The sequence below is a fragment of the Azospirillum endophyticum genome (assembly GCF_016595245.1).
Classification (GTDB): Bacteria; Pseudomonadota; Alphaproteobacteria; order Azospirillales; family Azospirillaceae; genus Azospirillum; species Azospirillum endophyticum.
Window position 1 is genome coordinate 867,598 of sequence record NZ_JAENHM010000073.1, and the last position, 17,092, is coordinate 884,689.

General features: G+C 67.1%; 17 protein-coding genes and 1 riboswitch. Of the genes, 5 read left to right on the plus strand and 12 right to left on the minus strand.

Going from position 1 to position 17,092, the window contains the following annotated elements; genetic code table 11:
* Positions 1-229: 229 nt before the first annotated feature.
* Positions 230-1,849: an eL24 family ribosomal protein gene (locus JHL17_RS30880; protein WP_200198417.1), complete on the plus strand. Its 1,620-nt coding sequence runs from the start codon at positions 230-232 to the stop codon at positions 1,847-1,849.
* A gap of 72 nt (positions 1,850-1,921) precedes the next feature.
* On the opposite strand, the gene JHL17_RS30885 is transcribed toward JHL17_RS30880, so the two are convergent.
* From JHL17_RS30885 to JHL17_RS30895, 3 genes are all read right to left on the minus strand, one after another.
* Positions 1,922-2,476 (minus strand): hypothetical protein, encoded by a 555-nt coding sequence (locus JHL17_RS30885; protein WP_200198418.1) that lies wholly within the window; start codon positions 2,474-2,476, stop codon positions 1,922-1,924.
* Positions 2,473-3,078 (minus strand): hypothetical protein, encoded by a 606-nt coding sequence (locus tag JHL17_RS30890; protein WP_200198419.1) that lies wholly within the window; start codon positions 3,076-3,078, stop codon positions 2,473-2,475. The genes JHL17_RS30885 and JHL17_RS30890 overlap by 4 nt, the downstream gene beginning before the upstream one ends.
* A gap of 180 nt (positions 3,079-3,258) precedes the next feature.
* A complete protein-coding gene (locus tag JHL17_RS30895) occupies positions 3,259-4,386 on the minus strand; it encodes an arginase family protein (RefSeq protein ID WP_200198420.1) in 1,128 nt (375 codons plus the stop codon).
* A gap of 120 nt (positions 4,387-4,506) precedes the next feature.
* A riboswitch (TPP riboswitch) is annotated at positions 4,507-4,613 on the plus strand.
* Between the two features lie 47 nt (positions 4,614-4,660).
* On the opposite strand from JHL17_RS30895, the gene JHL17_RS30900 reads away from it, so the two are divergent.
* The 4 genes from JHL17_RS30900 (at position 4,661) to JHL17_RS30915 (ending at position 8,058) form a co-directional block, all read left to right on the plus strand.
* Positions 4,661-5,392: an ABC transporter ATP-binding protein gene (locus tag JHL17_RS30900; RefSeq protein WP_247893899.1), complete on the plus strand. Its 732-nt coding sequence runs from the start codon at positions 4,661-4,663 to the stop codon at positions 5,390-5,392.
* Entirely contained in the window at positions 5,389-6,156 is a 768-nt protein-coding gene (locus tag JHL17_RS30905; protein WP_200198422.1) for an ABC transporter permease, read from the plus strand. The genes JHL17_RS30900 and JHL17_RS30905 overlap by 4 nt, the downstream gene beginning before the upstream one ends.
* 16 nt (positions 6,157-6,172) lie before the next feature.
* Positions 6,173-7,114 (plus strand): ABC transporter substrate-binding protein, encoded by a 942-nt coding sequence (locus JHL17_RS30910; protein ID WP_200198423.1) that lies wholly within the window; start codon positions 6,173-6,175, stop codon positions 7,112-7,114.
* 116 nt (positions 7,115-7,230) lie between these two features.
* Positions 7,231-8,058, plus strand: a complete 828-nt coding sequence (locus JHL17_RS30915) for a universal stress protein (protein ID WP_200198424.1) — start codon at positions 7,231-7,233, stop codon at positions 8,056-8,058.
* Here the strand turns inward: JHL17_RS30915 and JHL17_RS30920 are convergent, their stop codons facing one another.
* The 9 genes from JHL17_RS30920 to JHL17_RS30960 form a co-directional block, all read right to left on the minus strand.
* Entirely contained in the window at positions 8,059-8,622 is a 564-nt protein-coding gene (locus tag JHL17_RS30920) for a DUF1993 domain-containing protein (RefSeq protein WP_200198425.1), read from the minus strand.
* Positions 8,623-8,634: 12 nt separating this feature from the next.
* On the minus strand, positions 8,635-9,447 hold the full coding sequence (locus JHL17_RS30925; RefSeq protein WP_200198426.1) for an inositol monophosphatase family protein: 813 nt from the start codon (positions 9,445-9,447) through the stop codon (positions 8,635-8,637).
* Between the two features lie 36 nt (positions 9,448-9,483).
* Positions 9,484-10,026, minus strand: a complete 543-nt coding sequence (locus JHL17_RS30930; RefSeq protein ID WP_247893900.1) for a hypothetical protein — start codon at positions 10,024-10,026, stop codon at positions 9,484-9,486.
* Between the two features lie 141 nt (positions 10,027-10,167).
* Positions 10,168-10,482, minus strand: coding sequence for a hypothetical protein (locus JHL17_RS30935; protein ID WP_200198428.1), 315 nt, complete (start codon positions 10,480-10,482; stop codon positions 10,168-10,170).
* A gap of 165 nt (positions 10,483-10,647) precedes the next feature.
* Positions 10,648-11,928 (minus strand): GTPase HflX, encoded by a 1,281-nt coding sequence (gene hflX, locus JHL17_RS30940; protein WP_200198534.1) that lies wholly within the window; start codon positions 11,926-11,928, stop codon positions 10,648-10,650.
* A 52-nt stretch (positions 11,929-11,980) separates the two neighbouring features.
* Positions 11,981-12,229 (minus strand): RNA chaperone Hfq, encoded by a 249-nt coding sequence (gene hfq, locus JHL17_RS30945; RefSeq protein WP_012974114.1) that lies wholly within the window; start codon positions 12,227-12,229, stop codon positions 11,981-11,983.
* A gap of 63 nt (positions 12,230-12,292) precedes the next feature.
* Entirely contained in the window at positions 12,293-13,033 is a 741-nt protein-coding gene (locus JHL17_RS30950; protein WP_200198429.1) for an HAD family hydrolase, read from the minus strand.
* Between the two features lie 182 nt (positions 13,034-13,215).
* Positions 13,216-14,616: a nitrogen assimilation response regulator NtrX gene (gene ntrX, locus JHL17_RS30955; protein WP_200198430.1), complete on the minus strand. Its 1,401-nt coding sequence runs from the start codon at positions 14,614-14,616 to the stop codon at positions 13,216-13,218.
* A complete protein-coding gene (locus JHL17_RS30960; RefSeq protein ID WP_200198431.1) occupies positions 14,606-16,924 on the minus strand; it encodes a sensor histidine kinase NtrY-like in 2,319 nt (772 codons plus the stop codon). The genes ntrX and JHL17_RS30960 overlap by 11 nt, the downstream gene beginning before the upstream one ends.
* Between the last annotated feature and the right edge of the window lie 168 nt (positions 16,925-17,092).

Genomic DNA, 17,092 nt, shown 5'->3' on the forward strand with positions numbered 1-17,092 from the left:
CCAAAAGCCGACGTTACGGCGCCAACTGCCGGAGCGTCGGCGAAGTTGCCCGACGTCACGGCCGGTCCCCGATCGGGCAACGATGTTTAGCGCCGTTGATGTCGTTTGGAAACCGTTTGCGCGTGATGGCCGCTTGTACTATTTTTTCGGCCCCAGGGGAATGGAATCCTTGCGATCCCACGTCCGGGCGCCTCCCCGCCGCCATTTCATCTTTCCGGAATCCCATACGGTGTCGATCGACCGCTCGGAACTTGAACGGCTCCTTGCCGATCGCCCGGCTGGCAACCGCAGTGCCATGCAGGCGGTACGCGAGAGCTACGGCGACATCGGACTGATGCGCGAACGCGGTCTGTCCTGGGCCGAAATTTCCGACCTGCTTGCCAAGCTTGGCGTGACCGCCCGCGACAATCAGGCGATTTCGCCCGTTACCCTGCGCTCCGCCTTCTTCCTGGTGGGGAACGAAGGGCGTGGCGAGGCCACGGCCGATCCTCAAGCCGGCACTGCCGGCATCCCTGCCGAAACGCTGGCGGCCGTCCACGAAGCCGCGCTGTCGGCCGGCCTGACGGACGAGGCGGCGGAAGCGGACGAACTGCCGGACACCGACCCTGGTATGGACCGGACGGAATGCAGCGCCGACGAGTCCGCCGACGCCAAGGAAGGCGATGACGCCATCGCCGAGTCTTTCGCGGATGCGGTGCCGGAACCGCCGGTGGAGCCCGACGAAGAGCCGGCAGAAGAAGCGCCGGCGCCGCCGTCCGATGACATCGTACCGGCACCGGCGCCTGCCGAGCCAACTCCGGCATCCTCCTTCCCTGCCCCGGACCTTCTGGCCCCGGCGGATGCGGACACGGATGACGGTCTGGCCGGAGATGGGCAGGCCGATGATGTGGTTGAGACGTCCGCTGCCGCCTCCAAACCCGACCCCAAGGCGCAACCGCAACCGGTTTCCCATCGGACCACCGCAGCGGCCACAGAAGACGCCGGAAAGCCGGCATCCCCGCCGACCTCCTCCCCGATGACTCAAGACGACTCAACAAACGCATATTGGAAAGGCGATCGCATGCTGGGCACGATCTTCGTCCTCAATGACCGCGGCGGCGTCGGCAAGACGCTGCTGTCCCATCACCTGATGGCGACCGCCATGCTGGAAGGCCTGCAACTGAAGGTCGTCGAGTACGAGGTGAACGAGCGTCTCGCCCGCCTGTTCGGCCCGGACGTGGTCGAACATCGCCGCATCACCCAGGACTTCATGAACATGATGGGGTCGGGCGACGGCTTCTACGAGTTCTGGGACTTGATCGGGCCGGAGTTGCAGCGCGGTGGCCGCCTGTATGATTTCGGCGGCAACATCTCGCAGTGGTTCTTCAACTGGGCCGAGGTGTCGGGCTTCGACTATTACGTCGGCGAGGGCGAACGGCTGACCTTCATGGTTCCGGTGACCGTCGACCTCGCGTCCCTCTCCACCGGCATGACGACGCTCGAGCGGGTGGCGACCATCGCCCCGAAAGCCAAGCGCGTCCTGGTGGAAAACGGCTTCTCCGGTCCGTTCTCCCAGTTGGAGGACAGCCAGTATGCCCGCCGCAAGGCGGAGATGGTGGAGCGCGAAGGTCTGCAGGTCATCTCGATGCAGCCCTGCACCGCTCCGGCCTGGGCGCGTCTGACCGGCCATCGCCTGGATCAGGTGGCGACGATGACCCGCGAGGATCTGGTGAAGCTGGGCATGACCCCGCCGGTCGCATCCCGTTCGCTGATCATCATCCACGAATGGCTGCGCAACATGCGCCAGGCGCTGTCGCCCTATCTGCACGACGCCTTCCGCCAGACCCCGGCCACCGCCAAGGCCCGCTGAGGCGTCACCGACGGATCGGAGGCGTTCCCGAAAGCCCTTCTCCCCTGACGGGGCGGAGGGCTTTTTCCTGCCTTATGCCGCGCTGCGTGCCGAATTCGTCCTGTAGAGGTCTTCCTTGACCGCCGTCACCGACCGCACCTGATAGCCGGGCCGCGCACTGAAGCGGCGGTTGGCCCGTTCGGCAGCCTCGCGGTCGGACTCCGCCCACACCAGATACGTGCGGCCGCGCGCCCATTCGACGGCCAGCGGGTGAGCCGCATCGATCTCGCCGATCTGCTGATTCACCACAGTGACCAGCCATTCCCGGTCGCCGGGATTGCGCCGGTCGGTCAGGATCAGGATCTGCGGGCGGCGCTTCGCTTGTGCTTCGGTCAGGCGCTGCTGGACCTCCTCCTGCTTCCTGCGCAGTTCCACCATCTCCCGGACCAGTTCCTCGATCTCGGCGTGAAGGCCCTCCTCCTCCCGGTGCAGGCGGCGGATGGTGGCGTCCAGCTTGTCGAGCGTGTTGCGGACGCCTCGGACGCGCCGGCGTGCCTGCGACACCCGCTGCTCCACCGCCATGAGCACGTTGCCCAGCCAGGCGCCGATGGCGACGATCGCCAGAACGATGATGAAGTTGATCATCATGCGGCGGTACCGGCCTTGGCACGGGTGGTGGCGGGCGGCGCAGGCAGGCCGCCGCCCTTCTTCGCGCCCCTGCCGTCGCCACGCAGGAAGGATGCCTGGAACCCCAGCTTGAACGGGAAGGCGACGTCGCACATCTGCTTGGCCTCGTCGAAGCTCGAAGCCCAGACTTCCGCGACGTTGGCACAACGCCAGATCGGGTTGACCGCCGTCCGTTCGCCGGCGGCCCGCGCAGCGGCCGACGCCTTCTCCTGGGTCACCGTGGCGACGAATTTCATCAGGCCGGCTTGCGGGTCGCCGACCTCATGCACGAATTGCGGCGGCTGTTCGGCGATTTCCCGGATCTGCTTTTCCGCCTTGCGGATGTCGCCTTCCAGCCTGCTGCGGTCGGAGGACTGGCTGTTGCGGCGCTGGGTCAGTTGATTGACGCGGTTCTGCAGATCCTGCGCTTCCGCATGCAGCACATAGATGCGGTTCTCGACCTGCTCGATCCCGCTGCTCTTTTCCATGATGTTCGGCAGGAAATCCTTCAGCATCATGGCGACCGGCACTGCGGCCAGCATGATGATGACGATGGCGATCAGGAACAACGTCGTGTTCGACATCCGCCCGCCCCGCTTTCCTGCCAAGCCCGCGCCGCCCGATCTGCCGGCCGGCATGGAAGCTGCACCGGTACAGGACTACGAGAATCAACGAACAATCCGCTTCCGTCAACGAATCGTCACGGCAATGTTCGAGAATCGCCGGACATGGAGTCCGCCGCCGGTCCGCCGCGCATCCAAGCGTCAGGACAGGGCCATCTCCGCCACCCGCCTCACCGCATCGCGCACCGGTCCCGGCCGGCCTTCGTCCGCCAGGGTCGTGAACCAGTGTTCCGGCGGGTTGCGGCCGGCGGCCCGGTTCCAGGTCAGGGCGCGCAGCACCGATTCGGCTTCCGCCGTCGGCGCGATCGCCGGATCGATGCCGTTCATCACCGCCCATATTCCTGCCCAGCAGCGCCCGACGGACCAGGGATTGTAGCCGCCACCACCGACCACCAGCACTCGTGGTGCCAGCGGCAGCAGCGCAGTCACCGCATCCCACAGGGCACGGTTGGACAGTTCGAGCCTGCTCAGCGGATCTTCGGCCAGGGCGTCGGCACCGGTCTGGATCACCATCGCCTGCGGACGGAAAGCGCGGGCCAGCGGCAGGACCGCGGCCTCCATGATGTGCTCCATCTCGCTGTCGTTGAAGCCGGGAGGTACCGGCAGGTTTCGCGCCATGCCACCGGCGCGATCCTCGGCCTTGCCGGTGTAGGGCCAGCGTCCGTCCTCATGGACCGAGACGGTCAGCACGCGGTCGTCGTCGGCGAAGGCTTCCTCCACCCCGTCGCCATGATGGGCGTCGAGGTCGACGTAAAGCACCCGCTCCAGCCCATGGTCCAGCAGTTCCAGGATGCCCAGCACCGGCGCGTTGAAATAGCAGAAGCCGCTGGCCCGGTCGCGGCGTGCATGATGGGTGCCGGCCGCCGGGGCATAGACCAGTCCGGCCGGCCGGTCGCCCAGGATCCGCGCCGCCTGCAACGCCGACCCGCTGCTGTGGGCCGGCCGCCGGTACATCTCGGCGAAGATGGGATTCTCCAGCTTTCCCAGATTGTGGCGGGTGGCGGTCACTTCGTCCACCCGCTGCTCCACCTCCGCCCGCTTCAGGGCCGCGATGTAGTCGGCGGTGTGGAAGCGCGCCAGCTCGCGTTCGCTCGCCACATGGGTATCGAGATAAACCTCCTCCGGCAGCCAGCCCATGGCGCGGCTGAGATCGATGGCGGTCGAGACGCGCGGGATCGCCAGCGGGTGCTTCGGCCCATAGGTCGAGCCGCGATAGATCTCGCCGCCGATGAACAGCGGTGTGCGGAAGGGCGTTGTCAGGACCTGCACTCCTTGATGCCCGTCTGAAACTAGGGGCCGCGGGATTTCGGTCAAGCCACCCGCTTCCGCATGCTGGAACCTGCGGCTGGCAATGCTTGCGGTTACGGATCGTCCGCGCCTATAGTCGCCGCCTTCACTGGGGGGAGCCGATGGGCGGCTGAGAGGTCCCGTTGCGGGACGACCCCTGGAACCTGATCCGGTTCATGCCGGCGTAGGGATCAGTGATGCGGGAACGCACCGTCTCCATCTCCACCAGACCGCCATGCTCGCCCCGATGCTTGCGATGACGCCGCTTTCGGTGACGATCTCGCGCGCGCGGCTGACCTATGGCGGCACGCGGCTGTTCTCCGACCTCACGCTGGAGCTGCCGGCCGGCCGGACCACCTGCCTGTTGGGACCGAGCGGCGTCGGCAAGACCACGCTTCTGCGCATCCTCGCCGGACTGGCGGAGCCGGAGCCGCCGACCGAGGTTGTCACCGACGATGGCCGGCCGCTGGCCGGCCGCATCGCCTACATGGCGCAGCAGGACCTGCTGCTGCCCTGGCTGACGGTCCTGGACAATGTGCTGCTGGGGGACCGGCTGCGACACCGCCGCCCCGGTCCGGCGCGGGTGGAGCAGGCCCGCGCATTGCTCGACCGCGTCGGGCTGGCGGGCCGGGAGCGCGACCACCCCGCCGCCCTGTCCGGCGGGCAGCGGCAGCGCGTGGCGCTGGCCCGCACGCTGATGGAGGACAAGCCGCTGGTCCTGATGGACGAGCCCTTCTCTGCGCTCGATGCCATCACCCGGCTGCGCCTGCAGGAAACGGCGGCGGAAACGCTGGCCGGCCGCACCGTCCTGATGGTCACGCACGACCCGCTGGAAGCGTTGCGAATCGGCGACCGCCTGCATGTGATGACCGGCCGCCCCGCGATCATGGGGCCGGCGCTGGAGCCGGCCGGTCCGGTACCGCGCCGCGTCGACGATCCCGACCTGCTGGCGCATCAGGCCGAACTGCTGCGGAGGCTGGCGGAATGAAGGCGCTGCTGCGCGCCGTGGTCACCCTGATGGTGCTGGTCGCCGGCTGGCAGGCGCTGGTCTGGGCCACCGGACTGCCGCGCTATCTGCTGCCCGGTCCGCTGGCGGTGGCGGAGGCGATGCAGCGGCAGGCCCCCTTGTTGATGGTGCATGGGCTGACCACGCTGGCCGAAATCCTGATCGGACTGGTGGCCGGCGTGGCGCTGGGTGGGATCAGTGCCCTGCTGCTGGCGCGGTTCCGCACGGCGCGCCGTTGGCTGATGCCGCTGCTGCTGGTCAGCCAGGCGATCCCGGTCTTCGCCCTGGCGCCGCTTCTGGTCCTGTGGCTCGGCTACGGCATGGTGTCCAAGATCGCCATGGCGGTTCTGGTCATCTATTTCCCGGTGACGACCGCGCTGTTCGACGGGCTGCGCCGCACCGATCCGGGCTGGCTCGACCTTGCCCGCACCATGGATGCCTCCCCCGCCGCCATTCTCTGGAGCATCCGATTGCCGGCGGCCCTGCCCGCCTTCTGGTCCGGTGTCCGGGTCGCCGCGGCGGTGGCGCCCATCGGTGCGGTGATCGGCGAATGGGTGGGGTCGTCCTCCGGCCTCGGCTATCTGATGCTGCACGCCAACGCCCGCATGCAGATCGACCTTCTGTTCGCCGCCGTCCTGGTGCTGGGGCTGTTCGCCGTGACGCTCTATGCCGCCGTCGATGCGCTGGCCCGACGCGCTCTGCCTTGGCAACCCGATACCCAACCCGCTGAAGATTCGAACCCTTGAAAGGGGGAAACACCCGATGAAGCACTTGTTCGCCGCCGGCCTGCTTGCCGCCGGGCTGATGACCTCGCTCCCCGCGCTGGCCCAGGACAAGCTGTCCGTGATGCTGGATTGGTTCGTGAACCCGGACCACGCGCCGCTGGTGGTGGCCCAGGAAAAGGGCTTCTTCAAGGACGCCGGGCTGGAGGTGACGTTGACCGCTCCGGCCGATCCCAACGATCCGCCCAAGCTGGTCGCCGCCGGCGGGGTCGACATCGCGGTGTCCTACCAGCCGCAGCTGATCCTGCAGGTGGCGGAGGAGCTGCCGCTGGTCCGCATCGGCACGCTGGTGTCCACGCCGCTGAACTCCGTGGTCGTGCTGCGCGACGGGCCGGTGAAAAGCTTGAAGGACCTGAAGGGCCGCAAGGTCGGCTATTCGATCGCCGGCTTCGAGGATGCCTTGTTGGGCGCCATGCTGGAGAAGCAGGGGCTGAGCCTGAAGGACGTCGAACTGGTGAACGTCAACTTCTCCCTCTCGCCGTCGCTGCTGTCGGGACAGGTCGATGCGGTGGTCGGCGCCTTCCGGAACTTCGAGCTGAACCAGATGGAGATCGAGAAGCATCCCGGCCGCGCCTTCTACCCGGAAGAGGAAGGCGTGCCGCCCTATGACGAGCTGATCCTGGTCGCCCGCAAGGACAAGGCGAACGACCCGCGCTTCAAGCGCTTCCTGGCGGCGGTGGAGCGCGCGACGCTCTACATCCTGAACCATCCCGAAGAATCGCAGGCCGCCTTCGTCAAGGGGCGCCCCGAACTGAACGACGAGCTGAACCGCCGCGCCTGGGCCGACACGCTGCCGCGCTTCTCCCACAGCCCGGCAGCGCTCGATGCCGACCGCTATACCCGCTTCGCCGAGTTCCTGAAGGCGCGCGGCCTCATCAAGCAGGTGGCGCCGATCGACCAGTACGCGGTGGTGGTGAAGTAGCTCCTCGCCTCCCTGCCATCCGCTGGCATTGCCACCGGCCCGACGGAGCGTTACCTAGAAGGAAACCGCTCCGCCGGCTGACGGCGGAGCAGGCATAAGACGGGAGACGCAAGGGCATGCCGATCAAGACCATCCTGCTGCACATGGCCAACGACGACGCCTATGCCGGCCGTCTGGCGGTCGCCGCGGCTCTGGCGAAGCGTTTCTCCGCCCATATCCAGGCGCTCTACATCGCCACGCCGGTGTCGATGCCGGCGGGAGCCACCGGCCGCGCCGCCTCCTACGGTTTCATGGCGGAGGCCACCGCCATCGCCCATGAGAATGCCGAACGGATCGGCCAGGAGGTGTGTCAGGCGCTTGACGGCCTGTCCTACGACTGGAGAGTCGAAGAAGGCGATCACGTCGAACTGCTGGCGGAGCGGGCGTCCTACGCCGATCTGGTCGTGGTGGCGCAGTCGGCCGCGGTGCGGGCGGGCGAACGGGTGTCGCTGCACCACATCCCCGACCGCCTGCCGCTGGAGACCGCCACCCCGGTGCTGGTCCTGCCGCCCAAGCAGCCGGCAGCGTCCCCCATCGGCCGCCATGTGCTGGTCGCCTGGAAGAACAGCCGCGAATCCGCCCGCGCCGTCCGCGCCGCCATGCCCTTCATCGAGGCGGCGGACACGGTCACCGTCCTGTCCGTCGAGCCGCCGGGCCAGCATGGCAATGACGCCGCCGCCCTGGTCGAGTGGCTGCACCGTCACGGCATCGCCGCCCGCCCACAGACGATCGTCGCCTCGGGCGGCGAGGTCGGCGACATGATCCTGTCCTGCTGCGGCGACCAGGGCGCCGACCTGCTGGTCATGGGCGCCTACGGCCATTCCCGCCTGCGCGAACTGGTGCTTGGCGGCGCCACCCGCACGGTGCTGGACGGACTGGCGCTGCCGGCGTTGCTGGCCCATTGATCATGCCGACGGAAGCGTTCCAGGGCGGAGATAGGCGAACATGTGGGGCACGTAATCCGCCTTGCCGATCTCGATCCCCTGGTTCCGCAAGACGGCGTAAGCCGTGATCACATGGAAATAGAACTGCGGCAGCGCCCAATCACGGGCGAATTGTTCGCCGGTCATGTCGAAGGTGACGCCGCCGGGTAGTTCGATCACGATCGCCAAGGCTTCCCCCGCGTCGAGGGCGTCGTCGGCGAGGCCGTCCAGGTAGGACAAGGCCTCGTCGATGCGGGCACGCGCATCCGCCAGGGATCCGGGGACCTCCACGGCGTTGCGCGCTTCCGCAGCCACGGCGGCGAGTGACGGAGGGATGCTCTCGCCGCGCAGCCGGAACGTCGCTTCCTGGGCTTGGTAAGCGGCGTAGCGCAATTGAGTGGCCAACGGGTACATGTCCGGTGCCAAGCGCGCCGACAGCAAGCCCTCCACCTGATCCGGAACCTGCCGCTCGGCCTTGTCCAGAAGTCCGGAGAGCGTCCGCAGCATATTTTTGTATGTGGGCAACAGAAGATTGGTGAGCGGCATTTCCCCGTCCTCTTAGTCGAACAACGTCGCATGCAAGGCCTGCCAGCTTTCGCGGTCAGGCGCCAGCAGGATGCTGCCGCGCAGAAGCCCCGGCCGGTAGGCCGTCCCGTCGATCAGTGCCGAGTAACCACCGGCCTCCGCATGCATCAGCACGCCGGCCGCATGATCCCACGGCATCAGGCGGTGGTAGAGCGAATAGTGCGCCCGCCCTTCCAGCAACCGCAGATATTCCTGCGCGGCGCTCGACAGGCATGCCCGCTCGCCCAATCCGGCGCTGCGCTCCTCCAACTGTTTCCCCATTTCCTCGCTGCAGAAGCGCGTGGACAGAGCGCCGACCATCTGCGGCAACGGCACGGCGGCCGCGACATGGACGCGGCGGCCGTCCAGCCAAGCACCCTGCCCCTTCACCGCCGTCGCCATCCGGCCGTCGACCGGGTCGTAAATCCAGCCCGCGACCGTCTCGCCCTTGCAGGCGAGAGCCACGATCACCGCGAACATCGCCCGGCCCTGGGCGAAATTGATGGTTCCATCCACCGGATCGATGATCCAGACCGGATCATCGCCATGGATGCGGTCGAGCACCCGTTCGTCTTCCGATGCCGCCTCCTCGCCGATGACGCGGCCGCCGGGCAGAAGGGCCGCCAGTGCCGGGGTCAAGGCCCGCTCGGCCGCTTCGTCCGCCAGCGTGACGAGGTCGGTCGGTCCGGTCTTCTCCCGGATGCCGGCGGCGTCGAGTTTCCGGAAATACGGCATGATCTCCGTCAGAGCGACGGAGCGGATCAGGTCCGAAACGCGGTCGATGTCCGGAAGCTGGAAAGCCGTCATGGTTGGAGCCCTTGATCGATTATGAGGAGTGGAGGGTCAGCGCTTCGCCGCCGGTTTGCCGGGCGCGGCATCCAGCTTCAACACCGGATCGCCGCCCTTCGGGTCGGTCAGCAGGACCCTGCCGTCCAGGCCGCTGTCCTTCAACGCCTTCGACAGCGCATCGAAGGTGGCGCGGTCGGCCGCGGCCGCGGCGGCGGCCTTGGCAGGGTCGGGCGATGGCGGCGGCACCGGGCCGCCCTGCGCCGGTTCGCGCGGTGCCTTGGGATTGGCCGGATCGGGAGGCGAAGGCGCCGCCGGGGCACCGGCGGTTTCCTTCTCCGGTTCCGGTGGCGGTGGAGGCGGCTGCCACAGGCGGAAGCAGTCGGTGAAGGCCGGCTGCTTGCATTCCTTGAGCAGCCCCGCGGCATCCGGGGCGACGACCAGCGGTTCGTCGGGCACGAGCGGAAACGGCTTCGGCGGGAGAGGAAGCGGATCCTCGGGCGCCACCTCCGGCTCTTCGACATAGCCGGGCGGAAGCGGCAATCCTGGGCGCGGCAGCTCTGCCGCCAGCGGCTGGATCGATACCGTCAGCAACGGCATTGCCGCCATCAGGCGAGCGGCTGCGGTCAGAACGGCACGGGAAGGAAAACGGAGCACGACGGGACCGCGACGATGGCGAACGCGTTAGTATGGCCCGCCGTCGTGGGCGCCGTCATCCATCAAGCATGTGTCAAATCACCGTCATGCCGCCGCGCGATGATCGTGGCGGCTGGTGCTGGGGAAGCCCGCGGCATTCCGTCCGTCGCCATAACCCCACGCCGCCAGCTCGCGGCAGATCGCCGCGATCTTCGCGGCTTCGTCGACGTTCGCTTCCTGCCGGGCGGCGGATTCGATCAGGTGCATCAATGTCGCCCGGCCCTCGGCGCTGCGCGAAAGCTCCTGCAGCCGAAGCAGGGCTGCACCCGGCGGGAGCTTCTCCTGACGGGCTACGAGAGTTACCTGATCGGCGAGGAAAGCCGTAATCGAAAAGCATGATGGATCGGTTTGCAACCGCATTGGCAGTCCTCCTCAAGGGGGGAGCACACCGCTCCATTCCCATAATCGGACCCCAACGGGGAAATCACCACACAGCATTCGTCTTAAGACCGGAGTGGGGTGCAACAGGTCATAGACCGCGATTGCACCCCACTCCCTTTCGACCAGGACACCCGGCCTCACCGCCTAAGGTTGCGGCTGAGCTTCGATGGACGGCTGGAACCGCTTCTCGAAACGAGCGAGATCGACGGGGTCGATGGAGACGTGCAGATGCGCCCGCTCCTCGTCGTCGCGACGGTCCAGAACCTCGCTCTTGGCATAGAGCCACGCGAGTGCGGCACCGTTGCCCAGTTCCACGGAAAGGTCGACGACCTGCCGGTTGACGTTCATCCGCTGGTCCAGCAGGCGATCGAGATCGTCGATTCCTTCTCCGGACAGGGCGGATACCGCCACCGCACGCGGGTTGCGGCCGGTCTGAGCCAGAATCGCCGCACGGCTTTCCTCGTCCAGCGCGTCGATCTTGTTCAGCACCTCGATCACCCGGTCGTCCGTTTCCGGGTCGATGCCCATGTCGGACAGCACTTCGTGGACGTCGGCCTTCTGTGCCTCGCTGTCGATGTGGGCGATGTCGCGGACATGCAGGATGATGTCGGCGGCATCCACCTCTTCCAGCGTGGCGCGGAAGGCGGCGACGAGACCGTGCGGCAGGTCGGAGATGAAACCGACCGTGTCGGACAGGATCACCTTGCGTCCCGACGGCAGCGTCACTTGCCGCATGGTGGGGTCGAGCGTGGCGAACAGCAGATTCTGAGCGAAGACGTCGGCATTCGCCAGCCGGTTGAACAGCGTCGACTTGCCGGCGTTGGTGTAGCCGACCAGTGCCACAACCGGATACGGCACCTTGGCGCGCGCCTTGCGGTGCAGGCCGCGGGTACGCCGCACCTCCTCCAGTTCCTTCTTGATCTTGATAATCCGGTCGCCGATCAGGCGGCGGTCAAGCTCGAGCTGCGATTCGCCGGGGCCGCCGAGGAAGCCGAAGCCGCCGCGCTGGCGTTCCAGGTGGGTCCAGGACCGAACCAGACGGGATTTCTGGTAGGTCAGGGAAGCCAGCTCGACCTGCAGCATGCCTTCCCGGGTCCGGGCGCGGGCGCCGAAGATCTCCAGGATCAGGCCGGTGCGGTCGATGACCTTCGCCTTCAGCGACCGTTCCAGGTTGCGCTGCTGGACCGGCGACAGGGCGTGGTCGAGGATGACGAGGGTCGCCTCGTTCTCCTCCACCAGCTGCGCTAGAGTCTCCACCGTGCCGGACCCAAGCAGGGTCGATGGCTGCGGACGGTTCACCTTGGCGCATTCGGCATGGACGACGTCCAGCTGAATCGCCTGGGCCAAACCGACCGCCTCATCGAGCCGGGATTCGGGAGGGCGCATGTCCCCGTCCGCCTCGCTGCGGAGGACGGGGTGGACCACGATGGCCCGCGCGGCGCCTTCAGGGGCCGCGCCGTTACCATTGGTCAAGGGATCAGACGCTTTCACCTTCCTTGGGCGGCTCGAAAAGTTGAATGGGATGGGCCGGCATGACCGTCGAGATCGCGTGCTTGTAGACGAGCTGAGAATGCGCGTCGCGCCGCAGAAGTACCGAGAAGTTGTCGAACCAAGTAATGATGCCCTGGAGTTTCACGCCGTTCACGAGAAAGACGGTTACGGGAGTCTTGTTCTTGCGGACGTGATTGAGAAACACGTCCTGCACGTTCTGGCTTTTTTCAGACATTTTTCATGCCCCCTTCTTCAATGTTCTTGGGACCCCTTTTCTTCAGGCGGTCCGCTCCCCGTTTCACGGTGCAGGTATGGTGCGCGCAGGTACCGTCTCGACAGCCGTTTGCAGGGATATGGTATCACCATTGCCGTCCACCAAGCCATACAGGACGCCGTGCAGCGCCGTACAGTCGGTGTGGCGATGGGCAGGGGGAAAGCGTTCGAAGCCGCTTCCCTCGCCCAGCCCTATTAGCACCGGAATGAGCCCGGCGCCATGGGCGCATTCCATGTCGATGTCGGCATCGCCGAGAAACCAGATGTCGTTCCCCGACGCGGCGCCCGGCGCCATCCCCGCCGGTTCCAGCGCCATCCGCACCGGGGCGATGTGCGGCTTGTCGAATTCGGCATCCTGGGCGCCGACCAGCTTGCCGAAATAACGGGTCCAGCCCAGCGCGTCGGCTTCCGCCCGCAGGAACTTGCCGTTCTTGTTGGAGACGACGGCCTGATAGACGCCGCGCTCGTGAAGATGGCGCAGAAGGGTCTCGGCGCCGGGCAGCGGCTTCAGCCCGTCCAGATGATGGGCGGCGAAATAGGCATAGAACAGATCGCGCGCCTCGGTCCAACGCTCGCCGAAGATGCGCGGGAAGCTGTCGCGCAGCGAGGCCTTGATCCGCTCGCGCGCTTCCTCGGCACTCCAGGGATCGAGGCCGAAGGACACCAGAGCATGGTTCAACGCCTCGCGCACGGTATCCCAGTTGCTGACCAGGGTGTTGTCCCAGTCATAGATGACGGCGCGCGGCAGGGTGATGGGGGCGGACAAGGAGATACTCCGGCAGGCGTGAACATGATCGGCGCGAAGCCGCCTTCCTCACGCTGAGGTCATCCCCGCGAAGGCGGGGATCCAGGCTGCCCCACAGCCACTTCCGTGCAGACGCTGGATTCCCGCCTTCGCGGGAATGACGGACGGACTGAGAAGTGATAGCGGTCGAGCGATTGCACCGATCACTCGATGAACATCTTCCCCTTCTCGCTGCCGTGGACGCCCAGCGACTTCAGCTTGCGGTGAAGGGCCGAACGCTCCATGCCGACGAAGGACGCGGTGCGGGAGATGTTGCCGCCGAAGCGGGTGACCTGGGCCAGCAGATACTCGCGTTCGAACACCTCGCGCGCTTCGCGTAAGGGGAGCCCCATGATCTCGCCGCCCTTGTCCCATTTCAGCACGGTCGGGGTGATGGCACCGATCTCCGGCGGCAGGGTGTCGGCGCGGATCGGCTCTTTGGGATCGCCATGGGCCATGATCAGCAGCCAGTCCACCACGTTGCGCAGTTGGCGCACGTTGCCCGGCCAATCATAGGCCTGCAATGCGGCCATGGCGTCCTCGCCGAACTCGCGGACCGGCAGGCCCGACGCCTCGGCGGACCGCTGCATGAAATGGCGGGCCAGGACGGGGATGTCCTCGCGCCGTTCGGCCAGCGACGGCACGCGGATCGGCACCACCGACAGGCGGTAGAACAGATCCTGGCGGAAGCGGCCCTGTTCGATCTCCGCTTGGAGATCGCGGTTGGAGGTGGCGATGACGCGGACGTCCACCTCGACCCGCTGGCCGCCGCCGACGCGCTCGAACACCTGTTCCTGAAGGGCGCGGACGATCTTGCCCTGGGTTTCCAGCGGCATGTCGGCGACCTCGTCGAGCAGCAGCGTGCCGCCATGGGCCTGTTCGAAGGTGCCGATCTTGCGGCCGGGACCGTCGACGCCGGCCTCGGTGCCGAACAGCTCCATCTCCAGCCGTTCCGGCCGCATGGTGGCGCAGTTCAGCCCGACGAAGGGACCACTGGCCCGACGGGACCGGGCATGGATCAGCCGGGCCACCACTTCCTTGCCGGCGCCGGGCGGGCCGGAGATCAGCACGCGGCTGCCGGTGGGCGCCACCTTGTCGATCGATTGGCGCACCTGATTGACCGCAGACGACCGGCCGATCAGTTCGGCATCGCCGCCGGCACGCAGCTTGAGTTCCTGGTTCTCGCGCTTCAGCCGCGCCGCCTCGATGGCGCGATCCACCATCAGCAGCAGACGGTCGGCCTTGAACGGCTTCTCGATGAAGTCGTAGGCGCCGACCTTGATCGCCTGCACCGCGGTTTCGATGTTGCCGTGGCCGGAGATCATGATGACCGGCAGATTCCCGTGGTCCCGCATCAGCTGTTCCAGGATCTGCAGGCCGTCCAGCCTGCTGCCCTGCAGCCAGATGTCGAGCACGACGAGGCTCGGCCGGCGCGCCGCCACCTGGGCGAAGGCCTGATCGGCGTCGGCGGCCTCGCGGGTCTTCATGCCTTCGTCGTTCAGGATGCCGGCTATCAGCATCCGGATATCGGCTTCGTCGTCGACGATCAGAATGTCATGCGCCATGGGCTTCGTGCCTCATCTCTCCGCCGGTCTCCGCCGGCCTGTCGTCACGGCCGCCCGCGTCGTTCGCGGCCGCAACCGGGTGTGGAATCACCAAGGTCACGCGCGCCCCGGCCCCGCCCTCGCGGTCCTCCAGGGTCAGCACGCCGCCATGGTCCTCCATGATCTTCTTGACGATGGCGAGCCCCAGCCCGGTGCCCTTGGCCCGCGTCGTCACATAGGGTTCGGTCAGCCGGTCGCGCTGTTCGCCGCCGGGCAGGCCCTTGCCGTTGTCCTCGACGGTCACGACGACCATCTCGCCGTCGTCCTGCACGGCGATCGCCACCTCGCCGGGCGGCAGATCCGCTCCGTCGGCGGGCGGACTGCGTCCTTCGATGGCGTCCGCGGCGTTCTGCAACAGGTTGGTCAGCGCCTGGGAGATCTGCCGGCTGTCGCAGGCGACCGTCAGCGGTCCCGACGGCAGCCGGGTGTCGAAACGAATTTTGCCGCTGTGGGCACTGGATTGCAGGAACACCGCCTGGCGGACCAGATCGTTGATGTTGACCGGCTTCATCACCGGCTGCGGCATCCGCGCGAAGGCGGAGAACTCGTCCACCATGCGGCGGATGTCGTCGACCTGCCGGACGATGGTGTCGGTGCACATGGTGAAGACCTCCGTATCGCTGGAGATCTCCTTCAGGTATTTGCGGCGCAGCCGTTCGGCCGAAAGCTGGATAGGGGTCAACGGGTTCTTGATCTCATGCGCGATGCGGCGCGCCACGTCGGCCCAGGCCGCCTTGCGCTGCGCCGACACCAGCTCGGTGATGTCGTCGAAGGTGACGACGTAGCCACGCACGTCGCCGCCCCGAACCTCGGCTGCGATGCGGACCAACAGGGTCAGCGTCGGCTTGCCGGGGCGCCGGATCTGGATCTGGTCCTGCACGACGCGGCCCGGCTTCTTCGGCGCGTTCTCCAACAGGTCGTGGATGTCCGGCAGCAGTTCCACCAGCGGCATGCCGATCAGCCGCTCCGGATCCTCCTCGCCCAACAGGCGGGCGGCGGACAGGTTCGGCAGGTTGATGGCGCCGTCGGCGTCCACGCCCAGCACGCCGGCCGACACGCCGGACAGCACCGTCTCGGTGAAGCGCCGGCGCTCGTCCAGCAGCCGGTTGGTCGACAGCAACTCGCGGCGCTGTCCCTCGATCTCGGTGGTCATCCGGTTGAAGGCGCGCGACAGCAGGACGAACTCGTCCTCGCCCGGCGGTTCCGACACGCGGACGGTCAGGTCGCCGGCACGGACCCGTTCGGCGGCGCCGATCAGCGCACTGATCGGGCGGACCAGACGCGTGGCGAAGTTCAGGCCGGCCCACACCGCCGCCAGCAGCAGCAGCATCGCCACGACCAGGAAGATCAGCGTGAAGGTGACCTGCAGGCTGCCGCGCTGGTTCTCCAGCGCGGTGTATTCCTTGACCGCGCCTTCCGCGGAGGCCATGTGCTGCAGGACCCGCGGCTCCACCATGCGGCCGACATAGAGGAAGGTGTCCGACACCCGGTCCAAGCTGACCAGGGCGCGGACACGGTCATCGGATTCCTTGACGATCAGCGCGACCTCGCCGTTGCGGGCCTGCTGGATCTTGTCCTCCGGGATCGGCTCGAATTCCAGGGTGAAGGTATAGCCGGCACGGGCGACGATGGCCCCGGTGGTGCCGTTGAAGACGATGGCTTCCGACAGGGCGCGCAGCATCGCCTGGGTGGCCACGACCTGTTCGAAACGCTGGGGGTCGCTGGAGAAGCGCGCCTCCTGCGACAGGTCATTGGCCATCGCCAGGGCGTCGGCGCGGATGTTCTGCTGATGCTCATGCAGATAGGCGCTGGCGACCACAAGGGACTCGTTCACCGCAGTGCGCACGCGGTCGCTGAACCAGCTCTGCACCCCGACATAGAAGAACAGGGTGGAAAACACGGTCATGACGATGGCCGGCGCCACCGCCAGCACACCGAACACCAGAACGAGGCGGGTGTGCAGCCGCGACCCCGCCAGTCCGCGCCGCCGCCCGATCAGGATGGCGACGATGCGCCGGGCGATCAGCACGCCCAGCATCAGCAGGATCGCGAGGTCGAGCGTCAGCAGAAGCGTGACGGTCCGGGGATTGGCCTGCCCGAACGGCGCGCTTTCCGTCATCGCCGCATAGGTGGCGAAACCGGCGGCCAGTGCCGCCAGCGACAGGGCGAAGGCCATCCGCTTGCCCAGGCCGACCCGCCTGGACCATTGGAGAATCTTCTGCCAAACCGGCCGTTGGCCGGATGCTGCGGTGTCGGAGTTCGATGACATGGTCCGGCGCTGATCTGTTGCCGGAAAGATACACCTCTGTTGCGGCGCTGCCAAGCCGCAATGGATCTGTCTTTCGGACAGCACCGGCTATATCAGCCGGCTGCGGCAGCATTACCCGGCGGATAGCCGCGAATTCACCGCCGTCCGCCCCGAAGCCGTGTCGCAATT